This is a genomic window from Aeromonas sp. R4-1, from assembly GCF_040908325.1.
Classification (GTDB): Bacteria; Pseudomonadota; Gammaproteobacteria; order Enterobacterales; family Aeromonadaceae; genus Aeromonas; species Aeromonas veronii.
This window is the reverse complement of sequence record NZ_JBFODM010000048.1, coordinates 55,871-75,732: the sequence shown is the minus strand read 5'-3', so window position 1 is coordinate 75,732 and position 19,862 is coordinate 55,871. Positions and strand designations below refer to the sequence as shown.

The following is a 19,862-nucleotide window of genomic DNA, read 5'->3' as shown; positions in this document are numbered from 1 at the left end:
TAGAGAGAACGATCAAGGTCAATACCAGCAAGAGCCGAACCTATTCGTTCTTTCGGCAAGGGGTCATCTATTACCAGTTGCTACCTAAAATGAAAGAAGCCAATGCGGTCTTGTTGATGGATAAATTTATCTACTACCTGAAGCAACACCGCTTATATACCCGCACACTTGGAATTATTTGAGTCTCTAAAAATGAGGGGATCTCTGAGCCCCGGCTGCCAATGCCTCGTAAACAGGGTATTGACGAACAGGCTCAGGCCACCCTCTAACAAAGCGGAGAATGGCGCGGGGCAGGATCAAGATCAATGCAATCCCCCCCAGAGATTTATGCAGGGCATAGAGATCCCATATTTCAAATTTAACCATCAGATAGCCCACAAGGAGCTATTGTCAAATCTGGTGTATGGCGTAGGTCAGGCGGCATTCCTGTCTGACTCATCCAGCACCTGTACTCCGTCCTTGAATTTCACGTTGTTTACTACCAGCTTCAGCAGCGCAAATCCCTTGAGTCGCTTCCACTTTTTCTGGGCCACTTCAAGCAGCTTGTAAACCATCGCCAGCGTGGTCTCCCGAGACCCGCAGTTCCGCGCTCTCTTACTTCGTAGCCTGACCGTCGAAAACGTCGACTCTATCGGGTTCGTCGTCCGGATATGCACCCAGTGCTCGGCCGGAAAATCATAGAACGCCAGCAGCTCCTCCCGGTCTTTCGTAAGCTTCTCCATCGCCTTCGGGTGCTTCGCTTCAAAGCGCACCAAGATGCGGTCAAACGCCGTGTGAGCCTCATCCCTTGTCTCGGCCATCCAGATTTCATGCAGCGCATCCTTGACCTTGGGATGCACTGATTTGGGCAACGCTGCCAGCACGTTCGCAGTCTTGTGCACCCAACACCGTTGATGAACCGTGTCCGGGTAGCACTTGGCCAGCGCTCGCCAAAAACCCAGGGCGCCATCACCGACGGCAAGCTTGGGGCCCTTGTCCAGTCCTCTGGCTCGCAGCCCCATCAAGAGCTCTGTCCAACTGGTCTCAGATTCCCTCAGGCCATCCTCGACCGCCACCAGTTCCTTATGGCCATGCTCCGTTACGCCGATGATCACCAGCAAGCAAAGCCGGTCTCCCATGCGCACGTTGCTGTATATCCCGTCCGCCCAAAAGTACACATACCGCTTCAGGCTCAGGTCCCGCTGACTCCACTCCCGATGCTCATCCCCCCAGTGCTGTTTCAGGCGGCTGATGGTATTGGCCGACAGCCCCCTGGCCTTGTCACCGAGCAACGCGCCCAGCGCCTCCTGATAGTCCCCGGTGGAGAGTCCCCGCAGGTACAACCATGGCAGCAGCTCTTCTATGCTGCCGGAGCGCTTGAGGTAGGGCGGTAGCAGCGAGCTGTTGAAGCAGATCCCTGAGCCACTTCTGTCACGCACCTTGGGCACTTTGATCTCGACATCGCCGATCCCGGTTTGGATAGTGCGTTCAGGCAAAAAGCCGTTGCGCACCACAGCTTGGCGGCCATCGGGGAGCTTGAGCTGACCGTGGTGCTCGAGAAGAGCTTGGAGCTCTGCTTCCACTGCTTGGGCAATCAGGTCTCTGGCTCCAGCACGCAGCAGGTCTGTGAGCGGATCTGTTGACTTGACCTCTGGTTGTGGCAGGGCTCTGAGGGTAGAATTGGTCATGGCGTATCACCTCTGTTGATTGCGATTCTTCGCGGGAATCAATCAGCAGGATACGCCACCTCCTCTACCCCCCCCATACACCAGAAATCACCATAACTCCCCACAAGGGTCAGGCCAATCATCAGCAAGGCAACCGACCAGTGCAGCAAACGGGTCGTCAAACTTAAGTGGGTTGAGGGATTCATAAGCTACTCCAAACAGGGGGCGAGTGAACGATGGTCAAGATAGTGGTGCCGTGAATATCAGCAGCACCTAAGAGATCAACGGCATCGAGGCAAGCCGCAACTTGGTCAGATGCAGGCAAGCGCGAGGGCTTTGTCGGGAGCCATACTGCCTGCCCGAATAAACGGCAGCGTTTCCAATCTTGCTTTTCTGCTGCTGGCGCCTCCTGCTTAGCGCCCTCCCCCTGTTTCGGGTTAAGATAGCGGCCATCGTTTTATCCCGGCCACGCCGGAGCAGACCACAGGTACGCCATTGAACCGATTTACCCCATCCAGTGCGGCGAACGGCCGCGAGCAGCAGGTCTTTACCGTCACCCGCCTCAACAGCGCCGTGCGCATGATCCTGGAGCAGGATATGGGGCTGGTGTGGCTGACCGGCGAGCTCTCCAATCTGGCGATGCCAAGCTCCGGCCACTGGTATTTCTCGCTTAAGGACATGTCGGCGCAGGTGCGTTGCGCCATGTTCAAGGGCAACAACCGGCGGGTGACGTTTCGCCCGCAGGATGGCATGCAGGTGCTGGTGCAAGCGCGAGTCTCGCTCTATGAGCCGCGCGGCGACTACCAGCTGATCATCGAGTCGATGCAGCCGGCAGGCGACGGCGTGCTGGCGCTGCGCTTTGAAGAGCTCAAGCGCCGCCTCGGCGCCGAGGGGCTGTTTGACGAAAGCCGCAAGCGGCCGCTGCCCCGTGAACCACGGGCGGTGGGCCTTATCACCTCCGCCACCGGCGCCGCCCTGCACGATATGCTGACGGTGCTCAAACGGCGCGCGCCGGATCTGCCGGTCTTTATCTACCCGACTCAGGTTCAGGGGAGTGCCGCCATCAGCCAGATCGTCGCGGCGATCGCCAAAGCGAACCAGCGCGCCGAGGTGGATGTGCTGATCGTCGGGCGCGGCGGCGGCTCCCTCGAAGATCTCTGGTGCTTCAACGAAGAGGCGGTGGCGCGTGCCATTGCCCACTCAGCCATACCTGTGGTGAGCGCGGTGGGCCACGAGGTGGATGTCACCATCAGCGACTTTGCCGCCGACTTGCGTGCCCCTACCCCGTCGGCCGCCGCCGAGCTGGTGGCGCCAGACAATCAAGCCCGCGCCCAGCGCCTCGCTCACCTCAAGCAGCGACTGCTGCAGGCGATGAGCCGCCAGCAGACCGCCGCCCGCCACGATTTCATCCTGCTGCAAAAACGGCTTGACCATCAGGATCCGAAGCGGCGGCTGGAGCAACAGTCCCAGCGCCTCGACGAGCTCTCCACCCGTTTGCAGCAGCTATTGCGCCAGCGGCTTCATCAGGGAGAGCGGCGCCTCACCAACCTTGAGCTGCGCCTGCAGGGCAACAGTCCGGAGCGTCTCTTGGCAGCTGGCAAGCGCCGCCACCAGCTGGCCGAGGAGCGGCTTCATGCCCTGATTGCCAAGCGCCAAGACCTTGCCAGCCACCGCCTCGCCATGCTCACCGCTCGCCTTGACGGGGTGAGCCCGCTTGCCACCCTGGGGCGCGGTTACTCCATCACCCGCACTCCACGCGGCGAGGTCATTAGCCGCGCCGATCAGGTCAACAGTGGCGACCAGCTCATCACCACCCTGGCGCAAGGGAGCCTGCAGGTGCGGGTCGAGGAAATCATCAACGACTCAGCGCTGTAGATCGGCTACGTTAGACCACCAGCCAGTCTGCTATTTAGCCCGGCTAATCGGCCAGTAAATCGACCAAAAAAAGCCACCACCGCAAACACGGTGGTGGCCTTTTTCATCGTGGGTGCTGTCGCCCGCTCAGCCCTTGGCGCGGCGGGCGACCAGGGTGAACTTGTAGTCATCGCTCTTGAAGAAGTTGCGACTGAACTCGAACACTGTGCCATCTTGCAGGAAGCCGCGGGAGACCTTCTCGATAATGGGCTTGGCGGGGTCGATACCGAGCGCCTCCACCACCTGCGCCGAGGGGAGCACCGGAATGATCTCCTGCTCGCTGCGGTCGATCACCAGCTGCTTCACCTCCTCGATGTAGTGGTACTTGGAGCCCTGCATCACCGCATAGCTGAGATCGGGGAAGAGGGCGAGCGGCATCCAGGTCTCCTCCAGCGTCACCGCGATCTGGCGAATAAAGCGCACCCGCTTGACGTAGTAGACCAGCGCCCCTTCCAGCAGATTGAGCCGCTCGGCCAACTCGCTGCTCGCCTTGATTACCTCGAAAGCGAGAATGTCGCTGTGGGTCTCGGCCGCCGGATCGGTCACCTTCTCGTAGAGGCTGGTGAGCTGATAGATGTCGTAGTTCACCTTCTCCTGCCGCACATAGCTGCCGCTGCCCTGAATGCTCTCGATGACGTTGAGTTCGGTCAGCTGCTTGAGGGCCTGGCGCACCGTCACCCGGCTAACCCCGAACTGCTCGCGCAGCTCGGCTTCGGTGGGCAGGGCATCGCCGGGGGCCAGCTCCCCTTGCGCGATCCACTGCTGGATGGTGTCGGCTATCTGGCGATACATGGGTTTTTTCGACACGAAAGGCCACCTCGTCGGCTCTGCGCCATGATAAATGGAAGAGGCGCCATTCTACCCCAGTTGCCCGGCAGACAAAACGGCTCGGCCCCATTTGACCTAACAAATCACCCCGAACGAATAATACAAAAACAATACAAATAATGAATTGTATGATACCACTCACAAAAATCAGTCGGCCGGTTTGTTAGCATCGCTGTCACTTTCACCATGACGGCTTGCTGGCAAGCCAACCTGACAGAGGATCATCATGAATCTGACCAGTCTTACCGGCCCCCATCTCATCACGCTGCAAACCCGGTTTGCCGATCGGGATGCGGCCATTCATGCCCTGGCTGATCGGCTCGATCAGGCCGGCAAGCTGCACGACAAGGCCGCCTTTCTGGCCGCGGTCATGGCCCGCGAGGCGCAAGGCCCCACCGCCCTTGGCGAAGGACTGGCGGTACCTCACGGCAAGTGCGATGCGGTGCGTGAAGCAGCCTTTGCCGTCGCCACCCTGAGCGAGGAGCTGGGCTGGGAGGGGATCGACGGCCCCGAGCCGGTCAACCTCATCTTCATGCTGGCGATCCCGACCGATCAGGCGGGCTCCACCCATATGCAGCTGCTCACCACCCTCACCACAGCCCTGGTGGATGACGATACCCGCGAGGCGGTGCTGGCGGCCCAGAGTGCCGAGCAACTGATGGCACTGCTCGATGGTGAGGGGGATAGTGGCAAGAAACCAGAAAAAGAAGACAACTTAAATACAAATAAACCCACTGTGGTCTGTGTCACCGCCTGTCCGGCGGGGATCGCCCACACCTATATGGCTGCCGAGTATCTGGAAAAGGCGGGGCGCAAGCTGGGTATTCGGGTACTGGTCGAGAAGCAGGGTGCCAACGGCATCGAGGATCGCCTGCCGCAAGAGGCGCTCGATGCTGCGGTGGCCTGCATCTTCGCCGCCGAGGTGGCCATCAAGGAGCAGGAACGTTTTGCTGGCATCCCCCGGATCGAGACGCCGGTGGCCGAGCCCATCCGCCATGCCGAGCGGATCCTGAATGAGGCGCTGGAAGCGGCCAAGGCCGGTCGCACCGCCCCGACGCCAAACCCCAGCCAGAGCGACGCGCCGACCGGCAAGAAGGTGAGCCTCAAGACCGAGCTCAAGCAGGCGCTGCTGAGCGGCATCTCCTTTGCCGTGCCACTGATCGTGGCAGGCGGTACCGTGCTCGCCGTCTCTGTGCTGCTGGCCCAGATCTTCGGCCTGCAGCATCTGTTTGATACCGAGAACTCCTGGCTCTGGATGTACCGCAAGCTGGGCGGTGGCATGCTGGGCACCCTGATGGTGCCAGTGCTGGCGGCCTATACCGCCTACTCGCTGGCAGACAAACCGGCGCTGGGCCCGGGCTTTGCTGCGGGACTGGCCGCCAACATGATTGGCTCCGGCTTCCTCGGCGGCGTGGTCGGTGGTCTTATCGCCGGTTACCTGATGCGCTGGGTCAAGCAGCATGTGCGCCTTAGCCCCAACTTCAACGGCTTTCTCACCTTTTACCTCTATCCGGTGATCGGCACTCTGGTGGCGGGCAGCCTGATGCTGTTTGTCATCGGTCAGCCGGTGGCCTGGCTCAACAACAGCCTCACCGAGTGGCTCAACGGCCTCTCCGGCACCAATGCGCTGGTGCTGGGTGCCCTGCACGGCTTTATGTGCTCGTTTGATCTGGGTGGCCCGGTCAACAAGGCGGCCTACGCCTTCTGCCTCGGCGCCATGGCCAACGGGGTTTACGGCCCCTACACCATCTTCGGCGCGGTCAAGATGGTCTCGGCCTTTACCGTCACCTTCTCCACCCTGCTTGCGCCACGCCTGTTCCAGACCTTCGAGATCGAGACCGGCAAATCGACCTGGCTGCTGGGGCTGGCGGGGATCACCGAGGGCGCCATTCCGATGGCCATCGAAGATCCGATCCGGGTGATCGGATCCTTCCTCGCAGGCTCGGTGGTCACCGGCGCCATGGTGGGTGCCATGGGGATTGGTCTCTCCACCCCGGGGGCCGGCATCTTCTCCCTCTTCCTGCTCCACGATGGTGGCCATGGCGCCCTGATGGCGGCCGCCGTCTGGCTTGGTGCGGCGCTGGTGGGCACCCTTATCTCCACTGTGGTGCTGATCGGCTGGCGCCGTCACGCCATGCAACGCGGCACCTATCAGGTGGTTGCCGCAGAGTAAGGCTCATCTTCACCACCGCTTTTTCAACAGACTATTTTTCCGCACGGCAGGCAAGGGCCGCCGTGCGTCAGCAAAGGATCATTGTCATGACAGTTTCACGAGTTCACATCACGCCGCACATGCACTGGGATCGGGAGTGGTACTTCACCACCGAGGAGTCCCGCATCCTGCTGGTCAACAACATGGCTGAGATCCTGGCGCGTCTTGAATCCGACCCCAACTACAAGTTCTATGTGCTGGACGGCCAGACTGCGGTGCTGGAGGATTACTTCGCCATCCAGCCCGAAAACAAGGCCCGGGTGAAGGCACTGGTGGAAGCGGGCAAGCTCATCATCGGCCCCTGGTACACCCAGACCGACACCATGCAGGTGAGCGGCGAGTCCATCCTGCGCAACCTGCTCTACGGGATGCGCGACTGCCTTAGCCTTGGCGAGCCGATGAAGATCGGTTACCTGCCCGACTCGTTCGGCATGTCCTCCCAGCTGCCCCACATCTTCAACGGCTTCGGGATTGACCGTGCCATGTTCTGGCGCGGCTGCTCCGAGCGTCACGGCACCGACAAGACCGAGTTCCTCTGGCAGAGCAACGATGGCAGCGAGGTGACCGCCCAGGTCCTGCCGCTCGGCTACGCCATCGGCAAGTACCTGCCGGAAGATGAAGCGGGGCTGCGCAAGCGGCTCGAATCCTACTTCGAGGTGCTGGAGAAGGCCTCGGTGACCAAGGATATCCTGCTGCCCAACGGCCACGATCAGATGCCGCTGCAACAGAACATCTTCACCATCATCGACAAGCTGCGCGAGATCTACCCCCAGCGTGAATTCCACATGAGCCGCTTCGAGCAGGTCTTCGAGCGCATCGAGGCGTGCCGCGACCAACTGGCCACCCTCAAGGGGGAGTTCAACGACGGCAAATACATGCGGGTACACCGCACCATCTCCTCCACCCGGATGGACATCAAGCTGGCCCACGCCGCCATCGAGAACAAGATCGTCAACATCCTCGAACCGCTGGCAAGCATCGCCTGGGCGCTCGGCTTCGAGTACCACCATGGGCTGCTTGAGAAGATGTGGAAGGAGATCATGAAGAACCACGCCCACGACAGCATCGGCTGCTGCTGCAGCGACAAGGTGCATCAGGAGGTGATGACCCGCTTCATTCTGGCCGACGACATGGCCGAGAACCTGATCCGCTTCTACATGCGCAAGATTGTCGACAACATGCCGGTGGCGCTGTGCGAAGACGGCGTGCAGGTAGCCGACAAGCTCTGCCTGTTCAACCTGATGCCCTTCCCCCGTCAGGAGGTGATCAACACCAGCATCCGCATTCGCGCCCAATCCTTTGCCCTGCGCGATGAGGCGGGCCAGCCGGTCCCCTACTTCATCCGTGCCAGACGCGAGATTGACCCGGGTCTGGTGGACAGACAGATCGTTCACTACGGCAACTACGACCCCTTTATGGAGTACGACATCCAGCTCTGCCATCCACTGCCGGCCATGGGCTACTGCACTCTCCATATCGAGGGCAACCAGCCGGGCTTAGAGCAACCGGTGACCACCCGCGGCGAGCTGCTGGAGAACGATTTTTACCGCATCGCCCTCAATGACAACGGCACCTTGCAGATCCTCGACAAGCTGCGCGGCACTCGCTTTGATCAGGTGCTCACGCTGGAAGAGGGCTCAGATGATGGCGACGAATATGACTACTCGCCGTCGCGGGATGAGTGGCTGCGCTACTCCACCGAATTTGCCGTGACCCGCGAGGTCATCCATCAGGCATGGCAGAGCATCGCCACTCTCAAACTGCGTATGGCCTTGCCTGCCAACCTCGCCGAGCGGGCCAACCGCCAGTGCAGCGGCCACCTCGATGTCACCTGCCGCATCACGTTGGCGCATCAGAGTCCGCGCATCGATATCGAGCTGGAGCTCGACAATCAGGCCGATGATCACCGGGTGCGGGTGCTGATCCCCACCCCCTTCCCGAGCGACACCGTGGTCTCCGACAACCAGTTTGGCTGCATCACCCGCCCCACCCGCGACAGAGCCATGGCGAACTGGGAGGCAGAAGGGTGGAAAGAGGCCCCCATTCCGGTCTGGCAGCTGATGAACTTTGTCGCCCTGCAAGATGGCAAGCAGGGGCTGGCGGTACTGAGCGATGGTCTGCGCGAATTTGAGGTGATCGGCGAGCAGTGCGACACCCTGGCACTCACCCTGCTGCGCGGGGTCGGCGTACTCGGTAAAGAGGAGCTGCTGCTGCGCCCGGGTCGCCCCTCCGGCATCAAGCTGCCCACCCCGGACTCCCAAGTGCGTGGCAAGCTCAGCAGTCGTTTCAGCCTGCTGGCGTTTGCTGGCGATCACATCAGCGCCAACGTGATGCAGGCGGCGCGCAGCTACCTCACCCCGGTGCGCTGCTACAACAAGATCCCGTTCGATGCCATGAAGCTCAACAAGGCGAGCTTCACCACTCCGCTCCACTTCAGTCTGCTCTCCATGGATCCCTCCGGTCCGGTGCTGAGCGCCCTAAAAAAGGCAGAGGATGAAGAGGCGCTTGTGATCCGGGTCTACAACCCGAGCGAGCAGGCTGTGCTGAAGGGTGGCAAAGTGAGCTGCGAACACGCCCTGAACGACTGGCAAGCGGTGCGGATGGACGAACAGCCCCTGCCCCTTGAACTGGCCGCTGGCGAGTTTGGCGAGCTGGCGCCGTGCCACTCCCGCAGCGTGCGCTTTCGGGTGGCTCGCGGCTAACCGCCGGTAACACTCACAGTTAGCAACAGGCGGGGAAGAGCCATCCCCGCCTGTTTATCCCTTCAAGCTGGCCTGCCCCGCTTGATAAAGACATAAAAAAATCCCCGCCGATTGGCGGGGATTTTTTATTGGGTTCAGCTTCATCCCGCGAGCGGGAGAGCACGCTTAGCTGGCCTTGCGCAGGATCTGCTCAAGGTAGTCGGCGAAGCGGTGGCCGTGATGCTCCAGCAGTTTCGGGAACATGGAGATGGAGGTCATGCCCGGGAAGGTGTTGATTTCATTCAGCAGGATCTCCCCCTCCTCGGTCAGGAAGAAGTCGATGCGCGAGAGATGGGTCAGTTTCAGCTGACGGAACGCCTTGAGGGCATACTCGTGAATAGCGTCAGCCTGCGCCTCGGTCAGCCCCTCGGCACGCAGTGCCGTCTCGGTATGGCTGGCACTGCTGTACTTCTCTTCATAGGTGTAGAACTTGTCCTGCGGCACGCAGATCTCGCCCGGATAAGTCGCCACCAGCTCGTCACCATACTGGTAAACCGCCACTTCCAGCTCGCGCGGCTTGACCGCTTTCTCGATCAGAACCTGTTCGGAGTAACCGAAGGCATCGGCAATGCCTTTCACCAGATCCGCTTCGTTGCTGGCGGAGTAGCAGCCAACGGAAGAGCCTTGGGAAGCGGCCTTGATAAAGACCTTGCCCCACTTGGCCAGCGCGGCTTTGGCCTCGGCCAGCGCTGCCTCATTTTGCTCAGTCAGGAACAGGTACGGGGTGTTGGGAATGCCGATGGCGGAGAGCCACAGCTTGGTGCTGATCTTGTTGAAGCAGATCTTGCTCGCCTCGGCATCACAACCGAGATAAGGCAATCCGGCCAGTTCGAGGAAGGATTGCAGATCGCCGGTCTCACCCGGGTAGCCGTGGATGCAGGGCACCACGTAATCCACCGGACGGGCCACGCTGTCGAACGAAAGCAGCTTGTCGAGCCCCAGCTTGCACTCGCGGCCATCGGCACTGAGCCAGCGATCGGCGAACATCTCGACGCGGGTCACTTCGACACCGGGCAGAAGGCCCAGTTGTTGCTCGAGGAAATTGGCGCTGCGCAGAGAAACTTCGTGCTCGGAGCCACCGCCGCCGCACAGCAGCAAGACATGCATGTTCTTCATTAGATGTGATCCCTTGGGAAAAGCGGCCTCGTCATGACCATTTGATAAGCCAACCACCATAAAAACCGGACGAAGCCAGATACGAACATAAGTGCGCGCCAGTGTAGCAAGGGAGATCAACCCTTGTCAGCTGATGGGAGACCCATGACCCCACTTCTTGCAGTGAAAAGTCTCCCCTGTGTCAAAATCGGGACACATTGCCCCTCAGCGCGGGGGATCGACCCTTCCCATGCCGTTGCCATTGACCCGAAACCAGCCGGCAATGCTGTAGCGCTCGCGATTGGCAGGCAGCACCTCGTGGGGAAACTCCTCGGAGAGAAACATGACCAGCCGCCCCCCCTTGGGGCTGACATCCATCAGAAACTGCTCCTTGTCGTCATACATGCGCAGCACTCCACCCGCTTCGGGCAGCCAGTCGTTGTTGAGGTAAAATACGGTGGTAAGACGGCGGTTGGAGCGACCGGCAAAGGCATCCCGATGGGTGGCGTAAAAATCTCCGCTGCGATAGCGGGCGAAGTGGGCCTCGTAGTCGAACAATCCCAGCATCAACATCCGGTTGGCGGCAAGACGCAGGGACTCCATCCGGGCGAGGTAGTCAGCCACCGGCGCACCGAGGGAGGGCTCAAGCCAGTGGATCTGGTCACGGCGAATGTCGGGATTGCCCTGGTGCAGGGCGTCACGGCCGATCCCGGCCGGTTGCCATTCGCCTGGCAAACAGGCTTTGAGGGCATCCACCTCGGCAGCGGTCAAAAAATCATCCACTATCACCCATCCCCGGGTGTAAATGGCATCCATGGCAGCTTGATAGTCCAAGATTGGCTCACAATGAGTGGAGAGAGGGCGCTTTGTAGCGACTTAGCGGCAAAGTCACAAACCGATTTGCTTCTCTTGAGAAGTCCCAACATCAATACGCGAGTTGCTGCCCGCCTCCCCGCATTTTTGTCGCCAGTTGTGATCCCGCCCTGCCAAAGAGCGTATTGGCTGTCGAAACTGTGATGGCCCTTGCAATCGGGACGAGGAGGCGCCGCGGCCTCCTTGCGGTACCAAGAGCCAACCGATACCGTAGCCGCATCGCCATGTTGCTGTTCATCCGGCGCTTGTCTCTGTCACCGACCGAACCACTCACGGCACAACCCGCGCATCACCCACGAAAGGATCTTCTTATGCCTCTGCCCGATCTCACTTTGCAACGACTGGATGGTACCCCCTACCCGCTGACTCAACTGGCGGGCAAGGTGGTGCTGGTGGTCAATGTGGCCAGTCGCTGCGGTTTTACTCCCCAATATGAAGGGCTGGAAACGCTCTATCGGGAGCTCGGCCCCAAGGGGCTGGTGATTTTGGGCTTCCCCTGCAACCAGTTTGGCAATCAGGAGCCGGGGGATGCGGACGAGATCGCCCGCTTCTGCTCCCTCGACTATCCGGTCACCTTCCCCATCATGGCCAAGTGCGATGTCAACGGTGAGCATGCCCACCCCTTCTACCAATGGCTCAAGCAACAGAAACCGGGCTTTCTTGGGCTGGAAAACGTCAAATGGAACTTCACCAAGTTCCTGATCGACCGTGATGGCAATGTGGTTGACCGCTTTGCTCCCACCACCAAGCCGGAGAGTCTGGCCGAGCAGATCAGCGAGATGCTCTGATGCTCCCGCACCGTTTTACGCCACTGCGTTGAACGATTGTATGGCGGCCGGTGCGACAGCTACTGCGCATCGGCCGCTCTTTTGCTATATTACGGCCCCGTTATCATTTCCATATCGTGGCTGGCCCCAACATGCTGGCTGCCCGTTGAGCCAAAGGCTCATCTCAGGAGTTTCTCTCGAACATGTCATTCAACGAACTGGGTCTGTCTCCGCATATTCTGCGGGCCGTCAAGGAGCTGGGTTACGAACAGCCAACCCCCATCCAGCAGCAAGCGATTCCGGCCATTCTGGCCGGTCAGGATGTGCTCGGCGGCGCTCAGACAGGCACAGGCAAAACGGCCGGTTTCACCCTGCCGATGTTGCAGCGTCTGCTGGCCAACCACGGTCGTGGCCGTCGTCAGGTGCGCGCACTGGTACTGACCCCGACCCGCGAACTGGCGGCACAGGTGGGCGAAAGCATCATCAAGTATGCCCACCACCTGCCATTCAAGACTCTGATCGCCTATGGCGGTGTCAGCATCAAGCCCAATCTGGACGCCATCAAGCTGGGTGTGGACATTCTGGTCGCCACCCCGGGCCGTCTGCTGGATCTGCTGACCCAGGGCGCCCTGACCCTGAGCCAGCTGGAAGTGCTGGTGCTGGATGAAGCGGATCGCATGCTCGACATGGGCTTTATCGTCGACATCCGCCGCATCATGAAGGCGCTGCCTGCAGAGCGGCAAACCCTGCTCTTCTCTGCCACCTTCTCAAACGACATCAAGGCGCTGGCGGACGATCTGCTGAACGACCCCACCCTGATCGAGGTGGACCCCAGCAATACTGCCGCCGAGCAGGTGACCCAGCGCATCATTCAGGTGGATCGGGAACGCCGCCGCGAGCTGCTATCCCACATGATTGGCCGTGGCAACTGGCAGCAGGTGCTGGTGTTTGTCCGCACCAAGCAGATCGCCGACCGCCTCGCCCAGCAGATGCAAAAAGATGGTCTCAATACCGTGGCGATCCACGGTGACAAGAGCCAGGGAGCCCGCAACCGGGCGCTGGCCGATTTTCGCAGTGGCGAGGTGCGGGTGCTGGTGGCGACCGATATCGCCGCCCGCGGTCTCGATATCGATCAACTGCCCTACGTGATCAACTTTGAACTGCCCCAGATGGCGGAGGATTACATCCACCGTATCGGCCGTACCGGCCGCGCCGGTCGTGGCGGCGAGGCCATCTCGCTGGTCAGCCAGGACGAGCTGGGTCAGCTCAAGGCTATCGAAGCCCTGATCGGCCAATCCCTGTCCGTGGAGATCCTGGAAGGGTATGAGCCCAGCGGCAAGCCGAGTCGCCAGACTCTGCCCGGCAGCAAGCCGGTGCAGAACCCGCCTCGGGCTCGCGGTCATGCTAACGCCAAGAGCAGCAATGCCAAGGGCAAGCCAGCCGCGGGCAAGGGCAAAGCCAAGGGTGACGCCAGCAAAAAAACTGCACCGGCCCGCAAGCGGGAAGTGGTGGGCGAGGATATCGGCTTTGCGCCAATGCGCCGCCTGCCCAAGGCGCAGCGTGACAGCTATCAGGAGAGCAGCGACGAGTAAGCTCGCGCGACGCTAACTGCCAAGCCAAAAGAGGGAGCCTGCAAGGCTCCCTCTTTCGTTATGGATCGCTCGGAGCCATGCAAGTGCTCCGTGCAAATGCTCCGCTCGGGCTCAAACCAGCGAATGGCGCACCGCGGCGGTACCATGGCTGGGCGGCGCTGAACCATCGAGCGGATTGTGCTGCAAGAACTCGAACAAGCCAGCCTGCATATTGACGTTCCAGAAGCGTCCGGCGAGGGTGAGTTGCAACCGAGCATTCTCGATCTCGGCCAGCCCGTGCTGCTGCCAGGCGGCAAAAAGCGGCATCAGATGGGTCAGCAAAGGCGCTGGCAGACGATCCAGCGCCAGCACACCACTGTCGAGGGCACCACGGAGCAGACCGTCCATCCTTGCATTGGGATTGCGTCCCATCACCATCCCAGGCGCCCGCTTGCCATTGGCCAGCGCGTCATGCCAGGAGGCCAGATCCCGTCCATACATCAAGCCGTGGCCAAGAATGCTGCCCCCAGCACCGGCGCCAAAGGGGAGGATCTCCGCACCGCGCTTGGCCATCTGGTTATAACGACTCAGCTCGGCCGGGCTGCGCCGCCAGTGGCTGCAAGAGAGACGCTCCCAGCCGTGAGCTTCCAGTTGCTCCCCGCCATAGGCATACATGGCCGCCCGCTGCTGGCCATCGGCGAGCCAATTCAGGGTGCCCTTCTCCTGCGCCCGCTCCAGATTGGTGCCCTGCATGGCGATGAGCTGGTAGAGATCGACCCCGTGTACACCGCTCGCCATCACATCGCGGATATCCTGCTGCCATACGACATCATCCTGACCGGGCAGACCAAAGATGAGATCCGCCACGATCACAGCCGCATCATCCCGGGTCAGCTCACCCAGACGGGTCAGCAAGGTCTCCCTGTCATCGAAACGGGCCGCCTGCTGACGCACCCGGGTATCAAAGCTCTGCACCCCGAAGGAGAAGCGGTTGAAGCCCCCCGCCAGCGCCACCTGCCATTTCTTATCATCAAAGCCGTTGAGGCGCCCCTCCAGTGTCACCTCGGCATCCGCCGTCAGCGGAAAACGGCGGATCACGGCAGCCAGCATGGCCAACTCGTCGGCGCTCATGTCGGTCGGCGTACCGCCCCCCACATAGACGGCTGAAAATGGCATGCTCTGCGCCAGCGGGGTGTCAGCCGCCTGCGCAAGGGAGGCGCACAAGGCGTTGACATAGCGGTTGATCCGCGCCGGGTTGGCGCCATTTTCAAAGAAATTGCAGAAGCTGCAGCGCTTTCGGCAAAACGGAATGTGGATGTAGAGGGCGCGCTCCTCAGCTTCACTCTCTCGCTGCCACCAGCTCTGCCAGCCAGCCTCATCCAGCGGGAAGGGGCGCATCCCTCCCCGACTGGCGTGAGCCGAGGTCTTGGCGCTAAAAGCAAACTTGAGGGGATCCGGCGTGGCAATACCGGTCATGGAAGAGGTCAGATTCATGATGGTCACTATTATCAGCAAATAATGACAATGATAACGATTATCGTTACTGGCAATTTGTTCTGGATCAACCCGAGGAGCAGCCCCCCTCCCGAAAGGCATTTTGGCAACCTGCATTACCGATCTGCTTAACAGATTATTTACTCAAGAGTGGTTATCGTGTGCCGATAGAGAACCATCTCCCGCCGTTTCTTCGTCTACGATCAAGATGATACGGGATCACATAACAACACCAAGCGCATGGAACTTGCCCAAAATGCATAACCTCTCCTTGAACTGGAAAATATTCCTCCCTCTTGCGCTGGTCATCAGCACCACCTTTGGCCTCTGCTTCGAACTCTCCGCCTGGCTGCAACGGGATCTCGCCATCCGGCTGGCAGAGGAGAAAGTTGAGAGCATGGCCAACACCTATATGGATCAGGTGAACGTGCTGATGATGACAGGTGGCATGGCCAACCGGCAGATAGTGCAGACCAAACTCAAGAGTGAAGCGGGCATCGTTGAGGCCCGTCTGGTGCGCGCACCAGCAGTAAGCAACCTGTTTGGCCCGGGTCATCCGGATCAGAAAGCGCAGGATCTCCTCGATGAGCGTGCCATCAATCAGGGCGAAGCCATTCTGGAGCAGCAGGGCAACCGGCTCATCCTGATCAAACCGTTCAAAGCCTACAAGGAGTATCGCGGCACCCAGTGCCTCACCTGTCACCAGGTCAATGAAGGAACCGTGATGGGGGCAGTGCGGATCAGTTATGACCTCAGCCACACCTTCGGCGAGATCCGCCACAACAACCTGATCCTGAGCGGCAGCCTGGCCGCCGTCTTCAGCATCGGCTTCGGCTTGCTCTGGTGGGTATTGCAACGCTACGTGAAACACCCCCTGCGCCAGCTGCAGCTCACCATGATCCGGATGGCCAAAGAGCGCGACCTCGCCCTCCCCCTGGTCAATCACAGCCGGGATGAACTGGGCCAGATGACCCGCGCCGTCAATGATATGGTGCAGGGATTCCGCCACAGCCTGCAGGAGGTGGAAGGGGCGACCCACCAGCTCTATCAGGAATCAAACCTGATCCGTCAGGTGGCGACCCAGACCGAAAACTCGGCCCGCCAGCAAGAGGGGATGACCACCCAGGTCGCCGCCGCCGTCAGCGAGCTGGCCGCCAGCTCTCATGAAGTACGTGAACATGCCCGCCACAGCGCCGAGCTCTCCGCCCTCACCAATCAGGATGCCGCTGACACCAGTCGCCTCGCCCAGCACTCCATCACTGACATGGGCGAGATGTCGGCAGAGATCGATCGGGTGGATCAGGTGATCCAGCAACTCGACAGCCGTTGCCTGGCGGTTGACGGTGTGCTCGAGGTGATCAAGGGGATTGCCGATCAGACCAACCTGCTGGCCCTCAACGCTGCGATTGAAGCGGCCCGGGCAGGTGAGCAAGGCCGTGGCTTTGCGGTGGTGGCCGATGAAGTACGGGCCCTCTCCAACCGCAGCCGCGCCGCCAGCGAAGAGATCTCCCAGATGATCGCCGCCCTGCAAAATGAGGCCCAGAGCGCAGTTACGGTGATCGGGGATGCAAAAAGCAAAGCCGATGAGAGCATCAGCAAGACCGAAGCGACCCTGGCAGCCATGCAGAACATCATCGAGCGCATCGCCCGCATCAACGACCTCAACGCCCAGATGGCCCAGTCGGCCGAAGAGCAGGACAGGGTCTGCCATGAGGTAGACAGCTCGGTGAGCGATATTCGCAACACCTCCAACGACACCCTGGGTCAGGCGCACGCCGCCAACCTCGCCAGCATTCAGCTGGTGGAGCAGTGCCAGAAACTGGAGGCGCTGCTGAAAACCTACCGCTGGTAATCCACTTCACCAACGACAAAGCGCGACCCGAGGGTCGCGCTTTTGCTTTATGGATTCGATTTGGCCGAGCGGCCGCGTTGCTATTCCATCGGCGCGCTGACTATTAACAGCGCCGCTAGGATAGCTTTAACGGGCGTTACGGGTTGCGACGGCATCAGCCAGGTTGCGCAGCAGCACTTCGGTATCAGCCCAACCGATGCAGGCATCGGTGATGCTCTGGCCAACAGTGAGTTCACACCCTTCCACCAGATCCTGACGGCCTTCTACCAGATGGCTCTCCACCATCACACCAAACACCGCCTTGCTGCCGGCACGCAGCTGACCGGCTACATCTTCAGCCACCACCATCTGGTTCTTGAACTGTTTGCTGCTGTTGGCGTGACTAAAGTCGATCATCACCTTCTGTGGCAGACCGGCCTTCTCCAGCCCCTTCACAACTTCGCTGACATGTGCGGCACTGTAGTTCGGCTCACGACCACCACGCAGAATGATGTGACAGTCCGGGTTGCCGCGGGTCGCCACGATGGCGGAGTGACCGTATTTGGTGACCGACAGGAAGTGGTGCGGCGCACTGGCAGCGCCAATGGCATCGATGGCAACCTTGATGGTGCCGTCAGTGCCGTTCTTGAAGCCCACCGGGCAGGAGAGACCGGAGGCCAGCTCGCGGTGTACCTGGGATTCAGTGGTACGGGCACCGATCGCGCCCCAGCTCATCAGATCCGCCACATATTGCGGGGTGATCATGTCCAGGAACTCGGAGGCAGTTGGCAGCCCCATGTCGTTGAGATCCAGCAACAGCTTGCGACCAATGCGCAGACCGTCGTTGATCTTGCAGCTATTGTCGAGGTACGGATCGTTGATCAGTCCCTTCCAGCCCACTGTGGTGCGCGGTTTTTCGAAGTAGACCCGCATCACGATCTCCAGCTGACCTTTCAGCTCGTCACGCAACGCCTTGAGGCGCTTGCCGTACTCCAGCGCGGCGACCGGATCATGGATGGAGCAAGGACCAATCACCACCAGCAGACGATCATCTTCGCCGGCCAGGATATTGTGAATGGCCTGACGGGATTCAAAAACGGTGGACGAGGCAACCTCGGTAGCCGGAAACTTCTCAAGCACCGCAACCGGGGGTAATAACTCTTTGATTTCACTGATACGAACGTCGTCGGTTTGATGCTGCATGACAAGGCTTCCTGCTAGATGACTGCGATTAGGAAATCTCAACATAGCCCGCGACAGCGCATGTGTAAATAGGAAATTACAGCAATCACAAAACTATTTTATATGGCAATCTTGCAAGTTATTGAAATGATGCTAAGCGAAATGACGATGCTGGTGAGGAAGGCAAAAAGGCCCGCTCAGCGCGGGCCCGAAGCGTCGGTGATGACGGGTTTGTCAGTGATCAGCCACGCTGGCTGATACTGGCCAGCTTGTCGAAGTAATCCGGGAAGGTCTTCGAGGTGCACTTGGGATCATTGATGGTGACCGGGGTATCCGACAGCGCCACCAGCGAGAAGCACATGGCGATACGGTGATCGTTGTAGGTATCGATCTCGGCATGCTTGAGCTGGGTCGGCGGGGTCACTGTGATGAAGTCATGCCCCTCCTCCACTTCGACGCCCAGCTTGCGCAGCTCGGTCGCCATGGCGTGCAGACGATCGGTCTCTTTCACCCGCCAGTTGTAGATATTGCGAATGGAGGTCGGCCCCTCGGCAAACAGCGCGGCAACGGCGATGGTCATGGCCGCATCGGGAATATGGTTCATGTCCATATCCACTCCGTGCAGCGGCGCCTGCTCCGCCTCGATAAAATCATCGCCCCAGGTGATGCGCGCGCCCATCTTCTCCAGCACATCGGCGAAGTGGATATCACCCTGAATGCTGTGCTTGCCGATACCGGTGACCCGCACCTTGCCCTTGATGGCGCCCGCCGCGAGGAAGTAGGAGGCGCTGGAGGCATCTCCTTCCACCAGAAAATCACCCGGACTGATGTAGGTCTGGTTGCCCTTGATGTAGAAGAGCTTGTAGTTGTCGTGCTCGATGACCACCCCAAACTGCTTCATGATGTGCAGAGTGATGTCGATGTAGGGCTTGGAGACCAGCTCCCCCTTGATGTGGATCCGGGTATCGCCCGCCGCCATTGGGGCTGCCATCAAAAACGCGGTCAGGAACTGGCTGGAGACGGAGCCGTCGACGTGCACATCGCCGCCCCACAGCCCCTTGGCGTCCACAACCAGCGGCGGATAACCATCGTGTTTCAGGTACTGGATATGGGCACCCGCTTCACGCAGGGCATCCACCAGATGGCCGATGGGACGCTCTTCCATGCGCGGCTCGCCGCCCAGAGTATATTCACCGGAGCCCAAGCACAGCGCGGCGCACAGCGGTCGCATGGCGGTACCGGCGTTGCCAAGGAACAGATTGACCGGCTCTTTTACCGCAAAGCTGCGGCCCAGACCCTGCACGGTACACTCGGTCTTGTCGGCGGAGAGCTTGTACTTGACCCCGAGCTGGGTCAGCGCAGCCAGCATATGACGAATGTCATCGCTGTCGAGCAGGTTGGTCAGACGGGTGGTGCCACGAGCCAGCGCCGCCAGCAGCAGCGCACGGTTAGAGACACTCTTGGAGCCGGGCAGATTGACCTCTCCGGCCACACGAGAAATGGGTTCCAAACGCAACGAATTCATAGACTTCCTGTGCTATCTCAAAAATAAACGCCTGTCCGGACGTTAACAGCCTGCGTCCCGCTCGGCAAGGGCACTTTCAGCGGAAATCACACGGCAAACGCCAGCGCGCTGGTTCTGTTGAAAAAAAGACGCCGGGGTATCCCCGGCGTCTTGAATCACTGCAATAGCTGGAAGCGGCTCACG

At 60.2% G+C, this 19,862-nt stretch carries 13 protein-coding genes and 1 pseudogene; 7 read left to right on the top strand and 7 right to left on the bottom strand.

The genetic code is table 11. The features are described from left to right. Positions 1-182: pseudogene (locus AB5Y90_RS08060) on the top strand (IS4 family transposase); the annotation flags it as partial. Between the two features lie 231 nt (positions 183-413). On the opposite strand, the gene AB5Y90_RS08055 reads toward AB5Y90_RS08060, so the two are convergent. Beyond that, a complete protein-coding gene (locus AB5Y90_RS08055) occupies positions 414-1,667 on the bottom strand; it encodes an IS256 family transposase (protein WP_167568047.1) in 1,254 nt (417 codons plus the stop codon). A gap of 474 nt (positions 1,668-2,141) precedes the next feature. Between AB5Y90_RS08055 and xseA the strand changes: the two genes are divergently transcribed. After that, entirely contained in the window at positions 2,142-3,521 is a 1,380-nt protein-coding gene (gene xseA, locus AB5Y90_RS08050) for an exodeoxyribonuclease VII large subunit (protein ID WP_368166779.1), read from the top strand. Between the two features lie 126 nt (positions 3,522-3,647). On the opposite strand, the gene AB5Y90_RS08045 is transcribed toward xseA, so the two are convergent. Further along, positions 3,648-4,367: a GntR family transcriptional regulator gene (locus AB5Y90_RS08045; protein ID WP_005337027.1), complete on the bottom strand. Its 720-nt coding sequence runs from the start codon at positions 4,365-4,367 to the stop codon at positions 3,648-3,650. 247 nt (positions 4,368-4,614) lie between these two features. On the opposite strand from AB5Y90_RS08045, the gene mngA reads away from it, so the two are divergent. Both mngA and mngB read left to right on the top strand, forming a co-directional pair. Beyond that, on the top strand, positions 4,615-6,561 hold the full coding sequence (gene mngA / locus AB5Y90_RS08040) for a PTS 2-O-a-mannosyl-D-glycerate transporter subunit IIABC (protein ID WP_368166778.1): 1,947 nt from the start codon (positions 4,615-4,617) through the stop codon (positions 6,559-6,561). Positions 6,562-6,647: 86 nt separating this feature from the next. Continuing rightward, complete coding sequence (gene mngB, locus AB5Y90_RS08035) at positions 6,648-9,302, top strand: mannosylglycerate hydrolase (RefSeq protein ID WP_368166777.1); 2,655 nt, start codon at positions 6,648-6,650, stop codon at positions 9,300-9,302. A 165-nt stretch (positions 9,303-9,467) separates the two neighbouring features. Here the strand turns inward: mngB and AB5Y90_RS08030 are convergent, their stop codons facing one another. After that, the gene (locus tag AB5Y90_RS08030; protein ID WP_040066371.1) at positions 9,468-10,457 is read right to left on the bottom strand and encodes a D-alanine--D-alanine ligase; all 990 of its coding nucleotides are present in this window, start codon (positions 10,455-10,457) and stop codon (positions 9,468-9,470) included. Between the two features lie 204 nt (positions 10,458-10,661). Continuing rightward, complete coding sequence (locus AB5Y90_RS08025; protein ID WP_058057456.1) at positions 10,662-11,270, bottom strand: 2OG-Fe(II) oxygenase; 609 nt, start codon at positions 11,268-11,270, stop codon at positions 10,662-10,664. A gap of 350 nt (positions 11,271-11,620) precedes the next feature. On the opposite strand from AB5Y90_RS08025, the gene AB5Y90_RS08020 reads away from it, so the two are divergent. Continuing rightward, a complete protein-coding gene (locus AB5Y90_RS08020; RefSeq protein ID WP_307895042.1) occupies positions 11,621-12,097 on the top strand; it encodes a glutathione peroxidase in 477 nt (158 codons plus the stop codon). Positions 12,098-12,279: 182 nt separating this feature from the next. Further along, positions 12,280-13,668, top strand: coding sequence for a DEAD/DEAH box helicase (locus tag AB5Y90_RS08015; protein ID WP_368166776.1), 1,389 nt, complete (start codon positions 12,280-12,282; stop codon positions 13,666-13,668). Positions 13,669-13,779: 111 nt separating this feature from the next. On the opposite strand, the gene hutW is transcribed toward AB5Y90_RS08015, so the two are convergent. Then, positions 13,780-15,141 (bottom strand): heme anaerobic degradation radical SAM methyltransferase ChuW/HutW, encoded by a 1,362-nt coding sequence (gene hutW / locus AB5Y90_RS08010; protein WP_307895043.1) that lies wholly within the window; start codon positions 15,139-15,141, stop codon positions 13,780-13,782. Between the two features lie 256 nt (positions 15,142-15,397). Here hutW and AB5Y90_RS08005 point away from each other — a divergent pair, with 256 nt between their 5' ends. Then, positions 15,398-16,993 (top strand): methyl-accepting chemotaxis protein, encoded by a 1,596-nt coding sequence (locus AB5Y90_RS08005; RefSeq protein ID WP_368166775.1) that lies wholly within the window; start codon positions 15,398-15,400, stop codon positions 16,991-16,993. A 126-nt stretch (positions 16,994-17,119) separates the two neighbouring features. On the opposite strand, the gene aroG is transcribed toward AB5Y90_RS08005, so the two are convergent. Both aroG and aroA read right to left on the bottom strand, forming a co-directional pair. Next, positions 17,120-18,175, bottom strand: coding sequence for a 3-deoxy-7-phosphoheptulonate synthase AroG (gene aroG / locus AB5Y90_RS08000; protein WP_005351268.1), 1,056 nt, complete (start codon positions 18,173-18,175; stop codon positions 17,120-17,122). A gap of 220 nt (positions 18,176-18,395) precedes the next feature. After that, positions 18,396-19,679, bottom strand: a complete 1,284-nt coding sequence (gene aroA / locus AB5Y90_RS07995) for a 3-phosphoshikimate 1-carboxyvinyltransferase (RefSeq protein ID WP_005351267.1) — start codon at positions 19,677-19,679, stop codon at positions 18,396-18,398. Positions 19,680-19,862: the final 183 nt, after the last annotated feature.